16 protein-coding genes are annotated in these 18,931 nt (G+C 62.1%); 12 read left to right on the top strand and 4 right to left on the bottom strand.

Going from position 1 to position 18,931, the window contains the following annotated elements:
- Nucleotides 1-8: 8 nt before the first annotated feature.
- Complete coding sequence (locus GOB94_RS01070; RefSeq protein ID WP_182277117.1) at nt 9-158, bottom strand: hypothetical protein; 150 nt, start codon at nt 156-158, stop codon at nt 9-11.
- A gap of 110 nt (nt 159-268) precedes the next feature.
- Between GOB94_RS01070 and tmk the strand changes: the two genes are divergently transcribed.
- The 4 genes from tmk to GOB94_RS01050 all read left to right on the top strand — a co-directional run bounded on the left by tmk (nt 269) and on the right by GOB94_RS01050 (nt 4,255).
- On the top strand, nt 269-934 hold the full coding sequence (gene tmk / locus GOB94_RS01065; RefSeq protein ID WP_182277116.1) for a dTMP kinase: 666 nt from the start codon (nt 269-271) through the stop codon (nt 932-934).
- A 59-nt stretch (nt 935-993) separates the two neighbouring features.
- Complete coding sequence (locus GOB94_RS01060) at nt 994-2,430, top strand: cytochrome P450 (protein ID WP_182277115.1); 1,437 nt, start codon at nt 994-996, stop codon at nt 2,428-2,430.
- Nucleotides 2,431-2,472: 42 nt separating this feature from the next.
- Nucleotides 2,473-3,558 carry a DNA polymerase III subunit delta' gene (locus tag GOB94_RS01055; RefSeq protein ID WP_346265634.1) on the top strand — a complete coding sequence of 362 codons (1,086 nt, stop codon included), beginning with the start codon at nt 2,473-2,475 and terminating at the stop codon, nt 3,556-3,558.
- A 295-nt stretch (nt 3,559-3,853) separates the two neighbouring features.
- Entirely contained in the window at nt 3,854-4,255 is a 402-nt protein-coding gene (locus tag GOB94_RS01050; RefSeq protein WP_182277114.1) for an RNA chaperone Hfq, read from the top strand.
- A 60-nt stretch (nt 4,256-4,315) separates the two neighbouring features.
- Here GOB94_RS01050 and GOB94_RS01045 read toward each other — a convergent pair whose 3' ends face one another.
- Complete coding sequence (locus tag GOB94_RS01045; RefSeq protein WP_182277113.1) at nt 4,316-5,335, bottom strand: L-threonylcarbamoyladenylate synthase; 1,020 nt, start codon at nt 5,333-5,335, stop codon at nt 4,316-4,318.
- Between the two features lie 119 nt (nt 5,336-5,454).
- Here GOB94_RS01045 and GOB94_RS01040 point away from each other — a divergent pair, with 119 nt between their 5' ends.
- On the top strand, nt 5,455-6,057 hold the full coding sequence (locus tag GOB94_RS01040) for a class IV adenylate cyclase (protein WP_255484133.1): 603 nt from the start codon (nt 5,455-5,457) through the stop codon (nt 6,055-6,057).
- Between the two features lie 314 nt (nt 6,058-6,371).
- Here GOB94_RS01040 and GOB94_RS01035 read toward each other — a convergent pair whose 3' ends face one another.
- Nucleotides 6,372-7,313, bottom strand: coding sequence for an energy transducer TonB (locus GOB94_RS01035; protein ID WP_255484132.1), 942 nt, complete (start codon nt 7,311-7,313; stop codon nt 6,372-6,374).
- Between the two features lie 475 nt (nt 7,314-7,788).
- On the opposite strand from GOB94_RS01035, the gene ileS reads away from it, so the two are divergent.
- From ileS to GOB94_RS01000, 7 genes are all read left to right on the top strand, one after another.
- Nucleotides 7,789-10,677 carry an isoleucine--tRNA ligase gene (ileS, locus tag GOB94_RS01030; RefSeq protein WP_182277112.1) on the top strand — a complete coding sequence of 963 codons (2,889 nt, stop codon included), beginning with the start codon at nt 7,789-7,791 and terminating at the stop codon, nt 10,675-10,677.
- A gap of 175 nt (nt 10,678-10,852) precedes the next feature.
- The gene (gene lspA / locus GOB94_RS01025) at nt 10,853-11,341 is read left to right on the top strand and encodes a signal peptidase II (RefSeq protein ID WP_182277111.1); all 489 of its coding nucleotides are present in this window, start codon (nt 10,853-10,855) and stop codon (nt 11,339-11,341) included.
- Between the two features lie 77 nt (nt 11,342-11,418).
- Nucleotides 11,419-14,535, top strand: a complete 3,117-nt coding sequence (uvrA, locus tag GOB94_RS01020) for an excinuclease ABC subunit UvrA (RefSeq protein ID WP_182277110.1) — start codon at nt 11,419-11,421, stop codon at nt 14,533-14,535.
- Nucleotides 14,536-14,578: 43 nt separating this feature from the next.
- The gene (locus tag GOB94_RS01015) at nt 14,579-15,910 is read left to right on the top strand and encodes a tetratricopeptide repeat protein (protein WP_220464969.1); all 1,332 of its coding nucleotides are present in this window, start codon (nt 14,579-14,581) and stop codon (nt 15,908-15,910) included.
- 42 nt (nt 15,911-15,952) lie between these two features.
- Nucleotides 15,953-16,432, top strand: a complete 480-nt coding sequence (locus tag GOB94_RS01010; RefSeq protein WP_182277108.1) for a hypothetical protein — start codon at nt 15,953-15,955, stop codon at nt 16,430-16,432.
- Between the two features lie 26 nt (nt 16,433-16,458).
- A complete protein-coding gene (locus GOB94_RS01005) occupies nt 16,459-16,971 on the top strand; it encodes a hypothetical protein (RefSeq protein WP_182278346.1) in 513 nt (170 codons plus the stop codon).
- A gap of 151 nt (nt 16,972-17,122) precedes the next feature.
- On the top strand, nt 17,123-17,809 hold the full coding sequence (locus tag GOB94_RS01000) for a M48 family metallopeptidase (RefSeq protein ID WP_182278345.1): 687 nt from the start codon (nt 17,123-17,125) through the stop codon (nt 17,807-17,809).
- Between the two features lie 65 nt (nt 17,810-17,874).
- On the opposite strand, the gene GOB94_RS00995 is transcribed toward GOB94_RS01000, so the two are convergent.
- The gene (locus GOB94_RS00995) at nt 17,875-18,747 is read right to left on the bottom strand and encodes a prolipoprotein diacylglyceryl transferase family protein (RefSeq protein WP_182277107.1); all 873 of its coding nucleotides are present in this window, start codon (nt 18,745-18,747) and stop codon (nt 17,875-17,877) included.
- Between the last annotated feature and the right edge of the window lie 184 nt (nt 18,748-18,931).

Raw genomic sequence — 18,931 nt, 5'->3', positions numbered from 1 at the left:
CGGTTGGGTTAGCGCGTGGGCGGGGTGTGGGCGTTGATGTTTTCGCGGCTTCCCTGGGGGCGCGCACCTGCGCGGCGGCCAGCGTTGCCTCCCCAGATGCTTGCGGCGAGGACGACGGCGAGGACTGCGAAGAAGAAGAGCAGAATGACAGTAACCATGACGAACCTCCTGGCCTCGGTGAGGCAGTTGGTGTGAAGCCAACAGTAGGTAGGATGCCGGTTGTGGGTGATGTGTGGGCTGAGGTGGCGGGTGCAGTAGACTCGGGAACGTGAGCCGAGGAATGTTCGTTACGTTTGAAGGGTTGGATGGGTCGGGCAAGACGACCCAGTTGCGGCGGCTGGCAGCGGTGCTGGAGGCCGAGGGGCGTCGCGTGGTGACACTGCGGCAGCCAGGCGGGACTCCGCTGGGAGATAGGATTCGGGCGGTGCTGCTGGATTCGAAGAGTGAGGCTGAGGTGGGCGTGATTGCTCCTGAAGCGGAGCTGGCGCTGATGTTTGCGGACCGGGCGCAGTCGCTGAAGCAGGTGATACTGCCGGCGCTGGCGGAAGGCGCTGTTGTGTTGTGCGACCGGTATACGGATTCGAGTGAGGCGTACCAGGGTGCGGGGCGCGGGCTGGGCACGGAGCGGGTGCTGGCGCTGCATAAGGCTGTCTGCAATGATGTGCAGCCGGAGCTGACGGTGCTGCTGCTGCCTCCGCTGGAGCGTGCGTTGAAGCGGGCGCGGCGGAGGAACGATCGCGAGGTGAAGAGCTCGGGGACGGATGAGGGGCGGTTCGAGCGCGAGGGCGAGGAGTTTTATCGTCGAGTGCATGAACAATATGAGGCGATTGCTCGACGGGAGCCAAAGCGGGTGGTGATGTTTGCGGAGGAGGCGAGCATTGAGGCGATTGGGCAGCGGATACTTGAGGTGGTGAGGGAGCGGCTCCGGGGTTAAAGCCCATTGATTGGGGCCGCGGGACAGTGGGCTGAAGCCACTTCTACTCCGAATAGACGATGAGAGATTTTGAGCGGGATTACGATTATGTGCCGGCGCGGGTGGAGGGCGAGTGGCGGCTGCCGCCGGGGCTGAGGCGGGCACTTCCCTTTTACTTTCGGCGGAAGTGGGTGAGCTTTGGAGAGCCGATCCCGCTGTTCGAGCACCTGTACAAGACGTTTGGGCGGATCGCTCACTACCGGTTCATGGGCACGACGATTGTGTTTGTGAATGATCCGGAGTGGATCAACGAGATCCTGGTGGCGCAGGCAGGAAGCTTTGTACGCGAACGCACGCTGAAGCGGATGAAGATCCTGCTGGGTGAAGGGTTGATTACTTCGGATGATCCGATCCATATGCGGCAGCGGAGGATTGCGGCGCCAGCGTTTCATCGGCAGCGGATTGCGGGGTATGCGGAGCAGATTGTCGAGAACGCGGTTGCGGCGCGGGATACGTGGAGCGAGGGCGCGGAGATCGATATCGCCGACGAGATGATGCACCTGAGCCTGCATGTGGTGGCGCGGACGCTGTTCGACAGCGAGGTGACGGTGGAGGTGCTGAGTGTTCGCGATGAGGTGAACACGATCATGGGGTTGTACAACTTTCTGGTCGCGTTTCCAAAGCTGGAGAGCGTGCTGCATCTGCCGATCCCGGGGGTGGTGCAGTTTCGGCGAGCAAGGGCGCGGCTGGATCAGGTGGTGAACGCGATGATTGCGAGCCGTCGCAGATTGAGCCGCGAGGAGCTGGAGCAGAAGAAGGACCTGGCGTCGATGCTGGTGGCGGCGAAGGATGAAGGTGACGGCTCTGGGATGACGGATACGCAGGTGCGGGATGAGATCCTGACGATTTTTCTGGCCGGATATGAGACGGTGGCGAATGCGATGGCTTGGACGTGGTATCTGTTGAGCCAGAATGCTGAATGCGCGGACAAGATGTATGCCGAAGTCGGCGAGGTGCTGGGGACGGGAGATGCCGCCCGACGGGCGACGATGGAGGACTACGGGCGGCTGCGGTATACGGAGATGGTGTTTGCGGAGGCGATGCGGTTGTATCCGCCGGCGTGGGCGATGGGCAGGCGGTCGACGAAGCCGGTGGAGTTAGGTGAGTACCGGCTGCCGACGGGGTCGCACTTCTTTATCAGCCAGTATGTGATGCATCGGAGTGCGGAGTTCTGGGACGAGCCGCTGGAGTTTCGACCGGAGCGGCATACGGCGGAGGCGAAGGCGGTGCGGGCGCGGTTTGTGTACTTCCCTTTTGGGGGTGGTGGGCGGCAGTGCATCGGCGAAGGGTTTGCGTGGATGGAAGGGGTGCTGTCGCTGGCGACGATTGCGCAGAAGTGGAGGCTGCGGTTTGTGCCGAGGTATCCGGTGGAGGCGCAGGCGAAGATTACGCTGCGTCCGAAGTGGCCGCTGATGATGCGGGTGGAAGAAGCTTTCCCGCAAAGTTCGCGAAGTTAGCCAAGTTTCGCAAAGTAAGGCGAAGGCAGATAGGCTAGAGATGTGAAGCTGCCGAAGACATTTGCGGAGTTTGTGGGCAATGCCCATGTGGTGGAGGGGTTGCGTGCGGCGGTGGCTGCAGGGCGGCTGCCGCGGTCGCTGATTGTGCTGGGGCCGCGAGGGGCGGGTAAGTACACGCTGGCGTTGATGCTGACAATGGCGCTGGAGTGCGAACGTCAGCCTCGGGATGTAGCGGCGGATGGCCGTGAGTTAGCGGCCTTCTGCGGTGTGTGCAAGAACTGCGTGCGGATTGCCGAGAGCGCGGAGCTGGATGCGAAGGTGGCGGATGCCGTCGCGGTTCGCGAGGAGATGCGCGAGACGGACAAGAAGGACACGCGGGTGCTGGTGCAGACGCATCCGGATGTGCTGGTGGTGCCGCCGGACCCGCCGCAGCTGCTGATCAAGCTTGGCCAAATCCGGACGATGATTGGCCGAGCACAGTATCTGCCGACGGAGGCGCCGGCGAAGGTGTTCATCATTACGTCGGCTGCGTTTATGAAGGAGGCTGCGAACTCGCTGCTGAAGCTGCTGGAAGAGCCTCCGACGTATGTGCACATCATTCTGCTGGCGGAGAACCTGGGTGAGCTGCTGCCGACGATCCGGTCGCGATGTGCGGTAGCGCATCTGGGAGCGCTGCCGGTGGAGGAGATCAGTTCCCTGCTGGCGGAGCGCAGACCGGAGATGAACATGAGTGAGCGCGAGCTGACGGCGCGGCTGAGCGAGGGCGCGTTTGGGCGGGCGATGCGGTTCGATCTGGCAGAGTATGCGGCGGCCCGGAACGATGCTTTGGTAGTGCTGCAAGGGGCTGAACGGGCTGGCGATCATACTGCGCTGTTCAAGATGACGGAGACGTATCGTGCGGGGGCCGAGGGGCAGGTGAAGACGGTGGCGCTGATGGGGGCGCTGTCGAGTTTGCTGGAGGACATGCTGTTGCTGCAGGCGGGTGCAGGTGAGCGAATGAGGAACGTCGACCGCCGGGCAGAGTTGCAGCGGATGGCGGACACGTTCGGGTTTGAGTGGATTGAGGGGCGGTGCGGGCGATGGATGCCGTGCAGAGCGGGATGCGGCGTAACTTGTTGCGCTCGTTGAGCCTGGATTCGCTGGCGGTGGAGTTGGAGGGGGCCGGTCGGGCGTAGCTCTGGTTGTAGTTGAGGCGTTTTGGGCGGTTGGTGAATCCAACTGGCTGATGAGTATTCCTGACTAAGGAATAGGAAACGCGATCAAACCGCCACGGCTGGTCTTTGCATCCTACAATTAGAAAGCAATACGGGACATAAGACGAGTCGAACGAGGCGCGCTGTTTCCAGGAAAGAGCGTGCTTCGCTGCCTTCGTGCATCCCTAAACGGGGCCGCAGGTACCGAGTACAGGAAAGAGGGGTGGCACGTGATTGAGAGCAAGAGCAGTACACCGAAGGCTGTAAGCCGGAAGGACGACAACACATTCAATGGGACGCGCAAGCTGATACGTCCGCACCTGTCGCTGATAGAGCGGCGGCGTGACCCGGTGCATGTGGAAGACCCGCTGACGCATGCGAACATAGACGGGCGCTCGACGCCGGAGAGCACGCACGCCGAGGCTTTTTACTTCCAGAAGCAGATGCAGCAGCAGACCGAGATGACAGTGATTCTGGAGGACGGCGAAGAGGTTCGCGGGATCATCCAGTGGTACGACAAGTGTGTGCTGAAGCTGCTGTCGGGGAGGAACCGCGTGCTGATCTACAAGAGCGGCATTAAGTATTTGTTCAAAAGCAGTGAGGTGAATCCGGTTGGCAGCGTAATGAAGTAGGGATTGAGTGGTGGATTAAAGCGGCGGGCGCGGTTTGCGCTCGCCGCTTTGCTTTTTCGGTCAGGTGGTGCGGGCGGCTTTTTCGAGACGGTCGCGGATGGCGTCGGCGATGCCGCCTGGTGGGGGGAGCGGGCAGAGGATGCGGGTGGCTCCGCGGTCGTCGAGGGCTCGGAGGCAGGCGAAGAGGGCTGCGGCGAGGGCGGTGGGGTTGTCCCAAGGGGCCCAGGGTTCAGTGAGAGCTGTGTGGTGGAGCTGCCAACCGGTGGGGAGGATGACGCCAGTGGTGGGGCTGGAGGTGGTGGCGAGGGCGTGGTTGAGGGACTCGGGTGTGGAGCCGGTGAGTTGGAGCGTGGCTCGCGGAGCGTAGTGGCGGATGCCGACGCCGGGGGATGGCAGAGCCTCTGGCGCGGAGCGGGAAGTGGGTGGGGTGTAGATGGTGATTGGGAGGCCGGTAGCGGCGGTGAGTTGCGCCGGGGTGATGGCACCGGGGCGGTAGAGGACCATCGGGGTCTGGGTGGGGTCTAGGACGGTGGACTCGAGGCCGAGGTTGGTGGGGCCGGCGTCGAGGACGGCGTCGATGCGGCCGTCGAGGTCGGCGAGGACGTGGTCGGCGGTGGTGGGGCTGGTGTGTCCGAAGCGGTTGGCACTGGGGGCGGCGATGGGGATGCCTGTGGCTGCGAGGAGTGCGTGCGCGGCCGGATGGGCTGGGATGCGGACGCCGACGAGTTCCCTGCCGGCGGTGACGGCATCTGGAACGGCGGCGCTGCGGGGCAGAAGGAGTGTGAGTGGGCCGGGCCAAAAAGCGTTGGTGAGATGCGAGATGCGAGATACGAGATACGAGGGGATCTCGGTGATGGTGTCGAGCTGCCCTGGTGAGGCGAGGTGGACGATGAGGGGGTCCCAGGCGGGGCGCTGCTTGGCTGTGAAGATGCTGGCGACGGCTTCTGGGTTGAGGGCGTTGGCGCCGAGGCCGTAGACGGTTTCGGTGGCGAAGGCGACCAGACGGCCCTCGCGGAGGAGCGTGGCGGCACGGGCGATATCTGCGGGGTTCGCGGCGTAGAGGTGTTCGGTCGGCGGCATGCTAGCTCTTTCATGGTATCGCTGACGTCCTGCGAACCCACCTTAGCCGCGATAAAGCCGCGGCGAAGATGGGGCACCCAGCTTTTGGGGCTGGTCTTCCACAGGGGTGTTTACCGGGGATGAGGCGTAGAATCGCTGCCATGCAGGCTGCGGAGATCGAGCTGAAGTTTCCCGTGGCGGATGTGCGCAGGTTGCGCGCGGCCGCTGAAGCGCTTGGGTTTGAGCTGGAGACCGAGCGGACGTTCGAGTCCAATACACTGTACGACACGTCGGAGCGCACGCTGCGCGGGCGGAAGCAGATTCTGCGGCTGCGTCAGTATGGCGATACATGGACAGTGACGCACAAGCGCAAGGCCGATATCAACGATGCGGATGTGCAGTACAAGCGGCGGATCGAGACCGAGAGTGTGGTGGACGAAGGCCCGGCGCTGGCGGAGATTTTTGCGCAGCTGGGGTATGACGCTGTGTTCCGGTATGAGAAGTACAGGACCGAGTATGTGGCCGGCGGTGGGAAGCTGGTGGTGGATGAGACTCCGATTGGGGTTTGGGCTGAGCTGGAGGGCGAGCCGGCGTGGATCGACCGGATGCTGGCGGAGCTGGGAGTCGATCCGGCGAGCTGCATCACCGATAGCTATGGGACGATGTTTCTGAAGTGGAAGACGGCGATGGGGAGTCCGGCGGAGAACCTGACGTTTGAAGAGGTCGGGGCGGTCGCGGTATAGCGGGCTACCCTCCCCCGGTTTTGGGCTATGATCCGGAGCGGATTGGGGTTAAGGGTGTATCCTTTGTTGCGCGTTACTGGCAGGCTGGTGTTTGCGCCCGGTTTCGGGGGACGGGTTTGGGGTTTTCGGTTTTCAAAGTACAAAGGCCCGGCTGAGTGCCGAGCCTTCTCTGTTTCTATTGTAGTGGATTTGTCAAGAGCGGGCGCGCTTCGCGCGCGAGAAGCAGGTTCCTCGCTGCGCTCGGAATGACAGAAAGAAAGGCAACAGCAAGAGCAAAGGCAACGGCAAATCCGAGTACTCCTGCTTATTTTTCTTTAGAAGATCTGGAAGTTGACCTCGACCGTCAGTTCGACTTTGACGGGTTTGCCGTCCTTGGTGGCGGGTTTGAACTTGTACTGGCGAACGGCTTCCACGGCTTTTTCGTCGAGGCCCATGCCGACGCCGCGGGCTACGCGGACGTGGGAGGGGAGGCCGTTTTCGTCGACGATGAGGTCGACTAGGACGTTGCCGGAAAACTTGGCCTTGCGGGCTTCTTCGGAGAACTCAGGATCAACCGAGTAGATAACCGAGGGAGGACGGACGCCGCCACCGATGTGGTAGACGCCGCCGCCGGTGTTGCCGCCTGAGCCGGGGCCGATGCCGGGGCCGTTGCCCGAACCGATGCCGCCGCCTGAGCCGGGGCCGAGCGAGCCGATGGTGGCCGCCGGAGCGTTGGGCATGCCGAAGTTGGGCATGTTGACGTTGGCCATCTTGAGATCGGGCTGGACGACGACGGTAGGCTCAACGGCGAGCTTGGGCGGGATGGTGGGCGGAGCCTTGGGTGGGACGATCTGATGCTGGGCAAACTTGGGCAGAGCGCCCTTGGTGACGGGAGCGAGGTCGTGGGTGCCGCCGCCGCCGCCGATCTTATCTGCCGCAGGCGGGACGGGCGGCAGAGGCGCGGTGAGATTGACGACCGTCTGGATGACTTTGGGGGCGAGGCTGACGTGGTTCCTGATGAGCAGCGCGATGAGGAGGATGAGCAGCGCGTAGAAGGTGATGGAGAGCCCGAGGGACTGGGGGCTCATCTTGGTCGCCATGCGATCAGGCACGGGGATGGGCTTGGACTCGAGGACGAGGGGTGGGAGCTTTTCGGGGAAGAAGACGTCGCGAAAGCTGGAGATAAGGGAGGCGAAGACGCCTTCTTCCTTGATCTCTCCGCTGAGGTGCACGGTGTTATCGGGGGTCCCGCCGACGTTCATTTTGTTTTCAGCCATAGGGTTCTTGAGGCGGTGAGGCGTTTTGTTCGCTGTGGGCTATTGTACAAACTCTCGGCGGGGTGTGGACGTAGCCCGGCCATGACTCTAGATGTTAGACGCATGGACTGTGCAAGATGTCTACGGGAGTTTTGTGGGGTGGAAAGTCTTGAAAGAAGCGAACCTTTGGGCTAAAGCCCTCCCTTTTCCAAGCACTCTATGAAACCCAAGCCTGAAGGCCCGGGGTACCTAGTTCGTGGCTCGCCAGTAAACTGAAGGTTTTTCCGCTGCGGCCCATCGACTCGCTACGTTCGCTCAAGGCCTCCGGTCGAGATGACACTTCATATGGGTGGGGCCGGTTATGCCGTCGCCTGGAGATTTACAATAGAGGTTTGCGCGATAGTTTCGATGGGCAATGTGCCTGCGCGGAGCGATGAAGCGCCTTTGTGGACAGAAAGCGCGCTTGCAAGCAGAAAGCACCGGGAGACAGAACTGGATGTCAGAGAGTAAGAGCCTGAAGAGCACCCTGAACCTGCCGAAGACGGAGTTCGCGATGAAAGCGAACCTTCCGCAGAACGAGCCTGTGCGGCTGAAGAGCTGGGAAGAGAGTGGTTTGTATCAGCAGATCCGGACGGCGCGGGCGGGTGCGCCGAAGTACATTCTGCATGATGGGCCGCCGTATGCGAACGGGGCGATCCACCTGGGGCATGCGCTGAACAAGTGCATCAAGGATTTTGTGGTGAAGACGAAGACGATGGCGGGCTTCGACGCACCGTATGTGCCCGGGTGGGACTGCCATGGGCTGCCGATCGAGATCAAGGTGGACGAGCAGCTGGGCGGCAAGAAGCTGGAGATGGACCCGGTGGCGGTGCGGCAGGCGTGCCGCGAGTATGCGGCGAAGTACATCGACCTGCAACGGAGCCAGTTCAAGCGGCTGGGGGTGTTTGGGCGCTGGGAGAAGCCGTACCAGACGATGGACTTCGAGTACGAGGCGAAGATCCTGGAGACGTTTTATGGGTTCTATGAGAAGGGGTTCGTCTACAAGGGGCTGCGGCCGGTGTACTGGTGCAGCCATGACCGGACGGCGCTGGCTGAGGCAGAGGTGGAGTATGCGATGCACACCTCGCCGAGTGTGTATGTGCGGTACAAGCTGACGAGCGCGCCGGAGAAGATCGATCCGAAGCTGAGGGGTAAGAGCGTTTATACGATCATCTGGACGACGACTCCGTGGACGCTGCCGGCGAGCATGGCGGTGGCGTTTGGGCCGGAGGTGGAGTACGTTGCGCTCGATGATGGTGCGGATGTGTATATCGTTGCCGAGGCGCTGGCGGAGCAGGTTCGCGAGGCCTGCACGCTGCTGGGCGATCTGAAGAGCGCGAAGGTGATCGCGAAGTTTGCGGGAGCGAAGCTGGACCGCGTGACGTTTGCGCATCCGTTCCTGGAACGTGAAGTGTTGGGCGTCAATGCCGATTATGTGACAACCGATCAGGGAACGGGTGCGGTGCATACGGCCCCGAGCCATGGGCCGGATGACTTTGCGACCGGACAGAAGTATGACCTGCCGCTGACGTGCAATGTGGATGCTCAGGGCAAGCTGCGGAACTACGATGGGCAGCCGTTCGATGGACTGTTTGTGCAGAAGGCGAACTCGGTGATCAAGCAGCTCGTTGCGGAGAAGAGTGCGCTGATGGGCGAGTTCGACCTGGTGCATAGCTATCCGCACTGCTGGCGGTGCCATAAGCCGCTGATCTTCAGAGCGACGGAGCAGTGGTTTATCGGGATGGAGACGCCGGTGCTTTCGCCTAAGGCCGATGGGCAGAATGTCACGTTCAGGGAGCGCGCGCTGGAGGAGATCAGCCGCGTGACGTGGGACCCGGAGTGGGGCGAAGAGCGCATCAGCAACATGATTGCGACGCGGCCGGACTGGTGCATCTCGCGGCAACGCATCTGGGGCGTGCCGATTGCGGTGTTTCTGTGCGAGCGCTGCCATGAGCCGCTGAACGATCCGGCGATCAACAAGAGCGTGGTGAAGCTGTTTGCGAAGAAGGGCGCGGATGCGTGGTACTCGCAGAGCGTGGCGGAGTTGTTGCCGAAGGGTACGGTGTGTCCGGGTTGCGGAGAGGTTGGGAAGCCTTCGGAGTTTCGCAAGGAGATGGATATCCTGGATGTGTGGTTCGAGAGCGGTGCGAGCTGGCATGCGGTGCTGGAGGTTGAGCCGGAGCTGCGCTTCCCTGCCGACCTGTATACGGAGGGCGGCGATCAGCACCGCGGGTGGTTCCACTCGTCGCTGCTTAGCTCGGTGGGCATGTGCGATGCGGCGCCGTACAAGTATGTGGCGACGAGCGGATGGACTCTGGATGAACAGGGGCGCGCGTTCTCGAAGTCGCTGGGCAATGGCGTGGACCCGGTGGATGTGGCGAACCGGCTGGGTGGCGAGATCATCCGGCTGTGGGTGGCGAGCGTGGATTTTCGCGAGGACGTTGCGGCGAGCGAGAACCTGATGCAGCGCGTGAGTGAGAACTATCGCAAGCTGCGGAACACGCTGCGGTTTCTGCTGAGTAACCTTGAGGACTTCGATCCGAGTGTGGATGCGGTGGCGTGGAGCGCGCTGCAGCCGCTGGACCAGTACATCCTGGCACGGACGGCAGAGCTGGATGCGGCGATCCGGAAGGCGTATGACGAGTTTGAATTTCATCGGGCGTACCAGGCGCTGAATGAGTTTACGAACTCGGATTTAAGTGCGCTGTACCTGGATGTGGTGAAGGACCGGCTGTACACGTTCGCTCCGAAGAGCGCGGCGCGGCGGAGTGCGCAGACGGCGATGTGGCGGATTGCGGAGGCGCTGACGCGGCTGATTGCGCCTATTCTTTCGTTCACGGCGGATGAAGTGTGGCAATATCTGCCGAAGATGGATGGACGCGCGGCGAGCGTGCATCTGGCGCTGTTTCCGGAGGTGCTGGAGATTGTGCCGGGGAGCGTGGCCGGGATCGAGAAGGAGTGGGAGCAGTTGTTGGCGGTGCGGTCTCTGGTGATGATTGAGTTGGAGGCAATGCGCGCTGCGAAGTCGATTGGCAAGAGCCTTGAGGCGAGCGTGGCGGTGATTGCGACCGAGGGCTCGGACGAAGCTGTGGTGTTGAAGAAGTATGAGGCGGCGCTGGCGGAGTTCTTCAACGTAAGCCAGGCGACGGTGCAGCTTGTGGGCGCGAGCGCGCAGGCGAAGGCTGTGCTGATCGAGACGCAGGTGGCCGATGGCGCGAAGTGCGGACGGTGCTGGCGCGTGGTGCCCGATGTAGGCAGCGACGCGCGGTGGCCTGAGGTGTGCTCGCGATGCGCTGAGGCGCTGGATGCGATTGGGTTTGAAGCGACGGCCGGAGGGACGAATTGATGCCTGTCCTTGAAGAAGGCGTACCCCAGGGGCTAAAGCCCCGATTTCCCTATGCGGTTATGAGAGCCAAGGCTGAAGCCTTGGCGTACCTAGAAGCAACAGCCACGACAAGAACAACGGCTTAAACGGCGGTAACTTCGATGGTTGGGTTTGAATCGACGGAAGGAAAGGTTTAATGCGGGACAGGCGTTGGGTGGTGTTTTTGATTGCGGTGCTGGTGATTGTGCTGGACCGTGTGACGAAGATCTGGATTACAAACCATGTTGGTATTGGGCAGGCCATTGTGGTATGGCCGCATGTGTTTCGGATTACGCACCTGCTGAATACAGGGGCGGCGTTCAGCCTGTTTGAAGACTTCCGGTCGCCGGGGCTGGTGCGGAATGTGCTGATTGCGTTTTCGATTGTGGCAGTGGTGGTGGTGCTGGTGCTGATCTGGAAGATGGGGCGGCAGCTGAATGCGACGACGATTGCGCTGGCAATGATTCTGGGTGGTGCGATTGGGAACATGTACGACCGCATACGGTATGCGTATGTGGTGGACTTTATCGAGGTCCACATCGTGCACTATCACTGGCCGGACTTCAATGTGGCGGACTCGGCGATTGTGGTGGGGGCTTGCCTGCTGCTGCTGGAGATGTTGCGGCCGCAGAGGAACAGTGAGTAGACGGTAGTGGGTAGACAGTAGAAAAGACAAACGCAGATTCCCTGCGGGAATGACAAGCAAAAGACAGAAGCTATTGAGTGAATGAGCAGATCACAATTCGGGGGGCACGGACGCATAACCTGAAGGGCATCGATGTGGAGATTCCGCATAATGCGCTGACGGTGGTGAGCGGGGTGTCGGGGTCGGGCAAGAGCTCGCTGGCGTTCGATACGGTGTATGCAGAGGGGCAGCGGCGGTATGTGGAGTCGCTGTCGGCGTATGCGCGGCAGTTTCTGGAGCGGATTGAGAAGCCGGACGTCGACTTTATGGATGGGCTGGCGCCGGCGATTGCGATCAAACAGAAGAACCAGACACGGAACCCCCGCAGCACGGTGGCGACGGCGACGGAGATCTATGACTATCTGCGGCTGCTGTTTGCGCGCTGCGGGCGGGTGACCTGTCTGCACTGTGGTGGGGTGGTGCGGCGAGACTCGGTGGATGAGATTGTGCAGCGCGTGCTGGAGCTGCCGGAGGGAACACGGGCGTATGCGCTGTTCCCTATTGTGCGGACCGAAGTGAAGCTGGAAGCCCTGCGCGGCGTTGAGCCGCCGGTGGCTGAGGGCGAGGCGGAGGTGAAGGCCGCTCCGAAGAAGGCTGCGAAGAAAGCGACGAAGGGCGCGAAGGCGGCGGCTGCGCCAGTTGTGGATGTGACCGAGGGGATGAAGGAGCGGCTGGGGGAGCTACGGCGGCGAGGGTTCAATCGGTTGTGGCAGGGGGATATTCCCTCCGCGGCTAAAGCCGCATCTTCAGTGGGAGCGCCAACGGACGGGCTGAAGCCCGTCCCCTTCAACGCTACGGTTGCAGGGTTGAGTACGGATGCTGGTGGTGCGGGGAAGATTGTGGAGTTTTCTACGCCGGAGTCGCTGCTGGAGTTAGATTTTTCGCGGCCGATTTATGTGCTGCAGGACCGGCTGGCGCTGAGTGCGGAGGTGCGGTCGCGGCTGGTGGATGCGATTGAGACGGGGTATCGCGAGGGTGGGGAGATTGTGTTCAAGACGGTGCCTCGTGAGGATGAGGGGGCGTCGCAGTGGCTGCGGTACTCGGCTGCATTTGAGTGCGAGAGCTGCCATAGGGCGTATCGTGAGCCGGAGCCGCGGCTGTTCAGTTTCAACAATCCGTTTGGGGCGTGCCCGCGGTGCCAGGGGTTTGGGAACACGATTGATTTCGATCCGAACCTGATTGTGCCGGACCGGTCGAAGACGCTGGATGAGGGTGCGGTCGATCCGTGGAACAAGCCGAAGTATCGGGCATGGCATGGGGAGATGAAGCGCGCGGCGAAGAGTGAAGGCGTGCCGACGAATATCCCTTGGTATGACCTGACGGATGCGCAGCGCGAGTTTATTGAAGAGGGTCGCGGAAGCTGGGCGGGGATACGTGGGTTCTTCGCGGAGCTGGAGCGGAAGAAGTACAAGCTACACGTACGGGTGTTTCTGTCGAAGTATCGCGGGTATGCGACTTGCCCGGAGTGTAAGGGGCAGCGGCTGCGGGCGGAGGCGCGCGCGGTGATGCTGCCTTCTCCGAACGGCGGGGACAAGAACATCTGCGAGGTTTGTGCGCTGACGATTACGGAGGCGGAGGCGTTCTTCGATGCGCTGACGCTGAGCCCGATGCAGATGGAGATTGCGGGGAAGATTCTGGAAGAGGTGCGGCAGCGGGTGCACTTCTTAGAGCAGGTGGGACTGGAGTATCTGACGCTGGACCGGTTGAGTTCGACGCTGAGTGGCGGGGAGTCGCAGCGGATTCAACTCGCGACGTCGCTGGGATCGCGGCTGGTGGGCGCGCTGTATGTGCTGGATGAGCCTTCGATTGGGCTGCACTCTCGCGACACGGCGAAGCTGATTCGGATTATGGAGGAGCTGCGCGACCTGGGGAACACGATTCTTGTCGTTGAGCACGATCCCGATGTGATTCGTGCGGCGGACAGGCTGATTGACCTGGGGCCGGGTGCGGGTGAGCTGGGTGGAAAGCTGCTGGCAGCGGGGACGGTGGAGGAGGTCAGCAAAGATCCGGCGTCGCTGACGGGCAGGTATTTGAGCGGGCGCGCGAAGATTACGGTGCCGAAGCTGCGGCGTGAGCCGGGGCGCGAGAAGCTGGTTCTGAAGGGCGCGCGGGTGCATAACCTGCGCGGCGTGGATGTCGAGATTCCGCTGGGACTGCTGTGCTGCGTGACGGGGGTTTCGGGGTCGGGTAAGTCGACGCTGGTGCACCAGGTGCTGTATCGGGCGTTGATGCAGTGGCTGGGGCAAGGTGAGGGTGGTGACTCTGAGAAGCGGGAGACTGCAGGGCTGTATCGCGAGCTGACGGGCACGCAGTACCTGACGGATGTGGTGCTGGTGGACCAGTCGCCGATTGGGCGGACGCCGCGGTCGAATCCGGTGACGTATATCAAGGCGTTCGATGCGATTCGCGAGCTGTTTGCGGCGCAGCCGGATGCTCGGCGCAAGGGGCTGACGGCGGGGTCGTTCAGCTTCAACGTGCCGGGTGGCCGCTGCAATGTTTGCGAGGGCGATGGAACCGTCACGGTAGAGATGCAGTTTCTGGCCGATGTGGAATTGCCGTGCGAGGAGTGCAACGGAACGCGTTATAAAGCGTCCATCCTTGAGGTGAAGTACAAGGGCAAGAACATCCACGAGGTGCTGGGGATGACGGTGCGCGAGGCGCTGGTGTACTTCGCGGGGCATCCGAAGATTGTGGACAAGCTGGCGGTGCTGGATGAGGTTGGACTGGGCTATGTGCGGCTGGGACAGAGTGCGACGACGTTGAGTGGCGGTGAGGCGCAGCGCGTGAAGCTGGCGCAGCATCTGGCGACGGTGCGGGCGGGTGGGCCGGCGGGCGCGTTGAGCAATGCTCGTGCTGAAGCGAGGAAGGCGACGAACCGGGTGCTGTACATTCTGGACGAGCCGACGACCGGGCTGCACTTTGAGGATGTGGCGAAGCTGCTGGCGGCGTTCCATAAGCTGATTGAGGGCGGCGGTTCCCTGCTGGTGATCGAGCACAACCTGGATGTGATCAAGTGCGCGGACTGGATCGTCGATATGGGGCCGGAGGGCGGCAGCGGCGGTGGACAGGTTGTGGCGACGGGAACTCCGGAGGAGATTGCGAAGGTGAAGGCGTCGCATACGGGGCAGTGGCTGGGGCCGGTGTTGAAGCAGTAAGTAGGAAGTAGCGAATAGGAAATAGGAAGCAGGTTTTGTGGTGATGCGTTTGCGAGTGGCGGTGATCGTTTTAGTAGTGATGGCTGCTGGGGTGGGGTTTGCGCAGCAGTTGCCGCCGGGGACGCAGAGTGTGGATGACCACTCGGCTGACGATGCGGTGCGGCAGCAGATTGTGGATGCGGAGAGCTCGCTGGAGCACGGAGACTATGCGGGCGCTGAGTTGAAGCTGAAGGTGCTAGCGGCGGGGCACGCGAAGGATGTCCGGGTGCAGTATGACCTGGGGTTTGCGGCGGACCATAACAACGATGAGAGCGTGGCAGCGACTGCCTATGCCGCGGCAATTGCAGCAGATGGCACGGTGGCTGAGCCTAAGCTGGCGCTGGGTTTGATGGAGGCCCGCGAGGGAAAGACGACGCAGGCACATGACGATCTGCTGGCGGCGGCGAATACGGCAGGAGCAGCGGCGGAGTTGAAGGGGCGAGCATGGCGCGCGCTGGCGAACCTGGATGACGGCGAGAACCCGATTACGGCGCAGAGTGAGTTGCTGGAGGCGCTGAAGGTGACGCCGGAGACTCCTGCGGATGTGCTGCTGGGAGCGGAGCTGGCGGAGCAGATGGGCGAGCCGGCGCTGGCGGAGGGAGCGTATCGGCGGGCGCTGACGGAGACTCCGGACGATGCAGAGGCGACAGCTGGGCTGGCGCATGTTTTGATGCAACAGAAAAAGTTGGACGAGGCTGACAAGGTCGTAACGGCGGGGCTGGCGCAGCATCCGGGCGACCCGCGGCTGGTGGCGCAGGCGGTTCCGGTGTATGCGGCGGAGAACAAGGCGGGGGTAGCGATTCCGCTGATGGAGTCACTGCGGAAGAGCGATGCGAAGTTTGCGGCCAATGCGGAGATGACACGGGTGCTGGCGCATCTGTATGAAACGCAAAATGATGAGGCCCATGCGGAGGTGTTGTACGCGGGGCTTGTGGTGGGAGCGCCGAGTGATCCGACGCTGTTGGACGATCTGGGATCGGCGCAGGTGAGGTTGGGGCAGTATGCGCAGGCTGAATCGACGCTGGCGAAAGCATTCGCGATGCGGAAAGAGTTTGACGACGATGATGCGTGGGGAGCGACGGCAGAGCACCTGGCGTTTGCGGCGTCGAAGAACAACGACCCGAAGACGGCCTTGCAAGCGTTGACGGCGCGTGCTACAGTCTTGCCCAACTCCGCATCGAGTCTGTTTCTGGAGGCTATCTCTCATGACAGCCTCCACCAGCGGAAGGAGGCGGAGATGGCGTATAAGGCGTTTCTTGTCGCTGCGAATGGCAAGTTTCCCGATCAGGAGTTCCAGGCGAAGCATCGACTGGTAGCTTTGGAGGGCGAGAAGTAAACAGCGGCGAGCGATTGGATTGCAGCACTGACGAGGTGCGCTATGAGTCCACGGAAGCTGATGTGCCGGTTGATGTATGGGGTGTGGGTGGTGGTAGTGGTGGGGCTTGTGCCAGATGGGGTAGCGCGAGCCGCGGGGCCGGGAGTGGCCCTGGATGCGGTGACTCTGACGCATATGGAAGAGCAGGCGGCGCAGGCAAATCCGCGTGACCGATGTTATCGGTACGCGGAGGTGCTGGCGGCGTTGACGGAGCTGGAGGGACAGCAGATCGCCGCAGGGCAGGAGGCGCAGGCACGCGTGACCATGCAGCAGATGAATGACATCGCGGCGAAGGTGCAGGCCGAGGCGGTGGGCAACGCCAAGAGGCTGAAGGACACGGAGATGATGCTGGAGCGGACGACAAGGCGGGTGTCGGACATGGTGCATGTGGTGGGGTATGCGCAGGAAAGCGCGATGCAGGCGACGCTGCAGCACCTGAATGCGGTGCATACGAAGGTGCTGGCGATGGTGTTCGCGCATTGAGGTGGAACGTGTGGCGCGTGGCAGCGATGGCAGGGCTGGCGCTGATGCTGGCGGGTTCGTTGCGCGCTCAGGATGATACGGATGGACCGCTGAGTGAGGCCGAGGTAGAGCAGCTGCGTGAAGTGGCTCCGGTGCCGATGGAGCGGATGAAGGTGTTCGAGAAGATTCTAGATGCGCGGGTGAAGGAGATTGAGGACCTGCTGGGGAGGCCTCCGAGGCCGGGGTATGCGCTGGACATGCATGATGCGCTGGACCAGTTTGGGCAGATCGCGGATGAGTTCAACGACAACCTGGACGAGTGGGCGAAGAACAAGCGGGATGTGCGGAAGGAGTTGCCGAAGCTGCTGAAGAACACCGAGCGCTGGGCGACGGTGCTGCGGTCTCCGCCGGCGAATGGTGGGTATGACATTGTGAAGAAGATCGCACAGGACAACCTGGGAGACATGCGCGAGATGGCCGGGCAGATGCAGACGGAGCAGGAGGCTTATTTCAAGGCGCATCCTGAGGCGGCTAAGGAAGAGAAACGGCGGGTGGATTAGAAGCGAGTTGAAATGCCGTGGTAGAGAAGCGGGTCTCTCCACTGCGCTGCACTTCGGTCGAGGTGACACGGTTTGAGTGGGTGGGGCAGTAAAAGATTCGCAGAGGGTGGAGTGGTAGCCTTAAGGTGTGCCACGTATCGCACTTCCAGTTGTGTCTGAGCCGATCTATGCGGTGTTTGCCGAGGAGTATCGCGGGTTGAGGCCGCGCGCTCCTATGCCGGGACTGGAGATCAGGTTTCGGCGGTTTACGAGTTTGAATACGACGATCCGGCTGCGTGAGGGGAAGCTGATTGTGCGGTTGAGCGATCTGCTGGAACATGCGCCGGAGAGCGTGCATCGTGCGATTGCACACATCCTGTTAGCCAAGCTTTACAGGAAGCCGATTGAGCCGGTGTTTGCGGACAGGTACCGGCGGTATACACAGTCTGAGGCGGTGTCAAAGCAGGCGGAGCGGATACGGCAGGACCGCGGGCGGAAGGTGTTGACCTCGCCGCAGGGCCATTTGTATGACCTGGATGAGGTGTTCGAGTCGGTGAACCGCAGGTTCTTCCATGGGCTACTAGGAAGGCCGACGCTGACGTGGAGCGCGCATGTCGCCAAGCGGATGCTAGGGCACTATGATGCGGCGCACAATACGATCGTGGTGAGCCGCGTGTTCGACAGGCCGGGGACGCCGAGATATGCGATTGAGTACTTGCTGTATCACGAGATGCTGCATTTGAAGCATCCGGTGACGGTGCGCGCAGGGCGGCGGTGTGTGCACTCGCGGGAGTTCCAGGCGGAGGAGCGGTTGTTTCCGGAACTGGAGTTGGCGAAGGCGTTTTTGCGGCGGTTGTAAGAGCGAAAGCGCTCCCGCAAAGGGCGCGACGTTAGTTAAGTTTCGCCACGGCACCCTTGTGTGGATCAGGCTTCTGTTCTTTGGGTTTGTGAGGGGTTCCAGGGCTTGTTGACTCTGGCTGACCAGAGCATGGCAAGGATGCCGAGGAGGATGCTGCCGATGGCGGCGACCTGAGCGTTCGACATGCCCCAGTAGAGCTTGGGGTTGATGCGGACGAACTCGACGAGGAAGCGGCCGATGCCGGAGAGGATGAGGTAGAGGCCTGTCATCCAGCCGACGGGCTTGTTGGTCTTGCCGAGCTTCCAGAGAATCCAGAAGACGAGGAGCGAGAAGAGGAGCTCGTAGACGGGCGTGGGCTGGACGAGGGCGTCGGGGGGCGTGGGCGGGACGAGGGCATCCTTGGCCATGTGAACGCCCCAGGGGAGCGTGGTGTTGATGCCGTAGTCACCGTCGCCGGAGGTGAGGCAGCCGATGCGGCCGATGCCGTAGCCGAGGGCCGTGGCGGGGGCGGCGAGATCCAACATGCGGAGGCCGCCGAGACGCGGGCCTGGGATGTTTTCTGCAGGGCCTTTGAAGCGGGCGATGCTTCCCTGCCAGTAGAGAGCGGCGATGCCGGCGAGGAGGCCTCCGTACCAGGCGAAGCCGGCGGCGAACCAGGCGAGGAAGCCTCGGATGATGTCGATGGGATGCGCGAGGCCGGGGAGCAGGATCTGGTGCCAGGCGATAACGAGTGCGCGGGGGTCCTGGAGCTCGTGCCAAAGCTTGGCGCCGAGGATGCCGGCGAGGACGACGATGGTGACGACGTTGAGGGCGTCGGTGTCGACGCCGTGGCGCTCAAAGTTGCGGTAGAGAACGATGGTCGCAAAGACCGCGGCAAGCCAGAGAAGAAGACCGAAGGTGCCGATGTGGAAGGAGCCTAGATGGATGTAAGGGTACATTCAGTCTTTCAGTATAGAGGTTGTTGCGCGAGGGAGCATTGGTGGTTCAGAGAAGCAGGTCTCTCCGCTGCGTCCGCAAAGAACGCGGACTCCGGTCGAGATGACACATCTGTGGCGGGGGCGAGCTTGTTGGGACGGGTTTTCCTCAGCGGAAGTTTGGCGAAGGAGCAGGGTGGCGCGGTAC

The sequence above is a fragment of the Granulicella sp. 5B5 genome, from assembly GCF_014083945.1.
Classification (GTDB): Bacteria; Acidobacteriota; Terriglobia; order Terriglobales; family Acidobacteriaceae; genus Granulicella.
Note: the sequence above shows the minus strand (reverse complement) of the source record. Positions and strands in the feature narration are given on the sequence as shown.

Excerpts from the sequence above, each read along its gene's own strand:
- GOB94_RS01070 (WP_182277117.1), bottom strand. The coding sequence starts at position 158 with ATGGTTACTGTCATTCTGCTCTTCTTCTTCGCAGTCCTCGCCGTCGTC.
- GOB94_RS01060 (WP_182277115.1), top strand. The coding sequence starts at position 994 with ATGAGAGATTTTGAGCGGGATTACGATTATGTGCCGGCGCGGGTGGAG.
- GOB94_RS01045 (WP_182277113.1), bottom strand. The coding sequence starts at position 5,335 with ATGCCGCCGACCGAACACCTCTACGCCGCGAACCCCGCAGATATCGCC.
- GOB94_RS01040 (WP_255484133.1), top strand. The coding sequence starts at position 5,455 with ATGAGGCGTAGAATCGCTGCCATGCAGGCTGCGGAGATCGAGCTGAAG.
- GOB94_RS01035 (WP_255484132.1), bottom strand. The coding sequence starts at position 7,313 with ATGGCTGAAAACAAAATGAACGTCGGCGGGACCCCCGATAACACCGTG.
- ileS (WP_182277112.1), top strand. The coding sequence starts at position 7,789 with ATGTCAGAGAGTAAGAGCCTGAAGAGCACCCTGAACCTGCCGAAGACG.
- lspA (WP_182277111.1), top strand. The coding sequence starts at position 10,853 with ATGCGGGACAGGCGTTGGGTGGTGTTTTTGATTGCGGTGCTGGTGATT.
- GOB94_RS01015 (WP_220464969.1), top strand. The coding sequence starts at position 14,579 with ATGCGTTTGCGAGTGGCGGTGATCGTTTTAGTAGTGATGGCTGCTGGG.
- GOB94_RS01010 (WP_182277108.1), top strand. The coding sequence starts at position 15,953 with ATGAGTCCACGGAAGCTGATGTGCCGGTTGATGTATGGGGTGTGGGTG.
- GOB94_RS01005 (WP_182278346.1), top strand. The coding sequence starts at position 16,459 with ATGGCAGGGCTGGCGCTGATGCTGGCGGGTTCGTTGCGCGCTCAGGAT.
- GOB94_RS00995 (WP_182277107.1), bottom strand. The coding sequence starts at position 18,747 with ATGTACCCTTACATCCATCTAGGCTCCTTCCACATCGGCACCTTCGGT.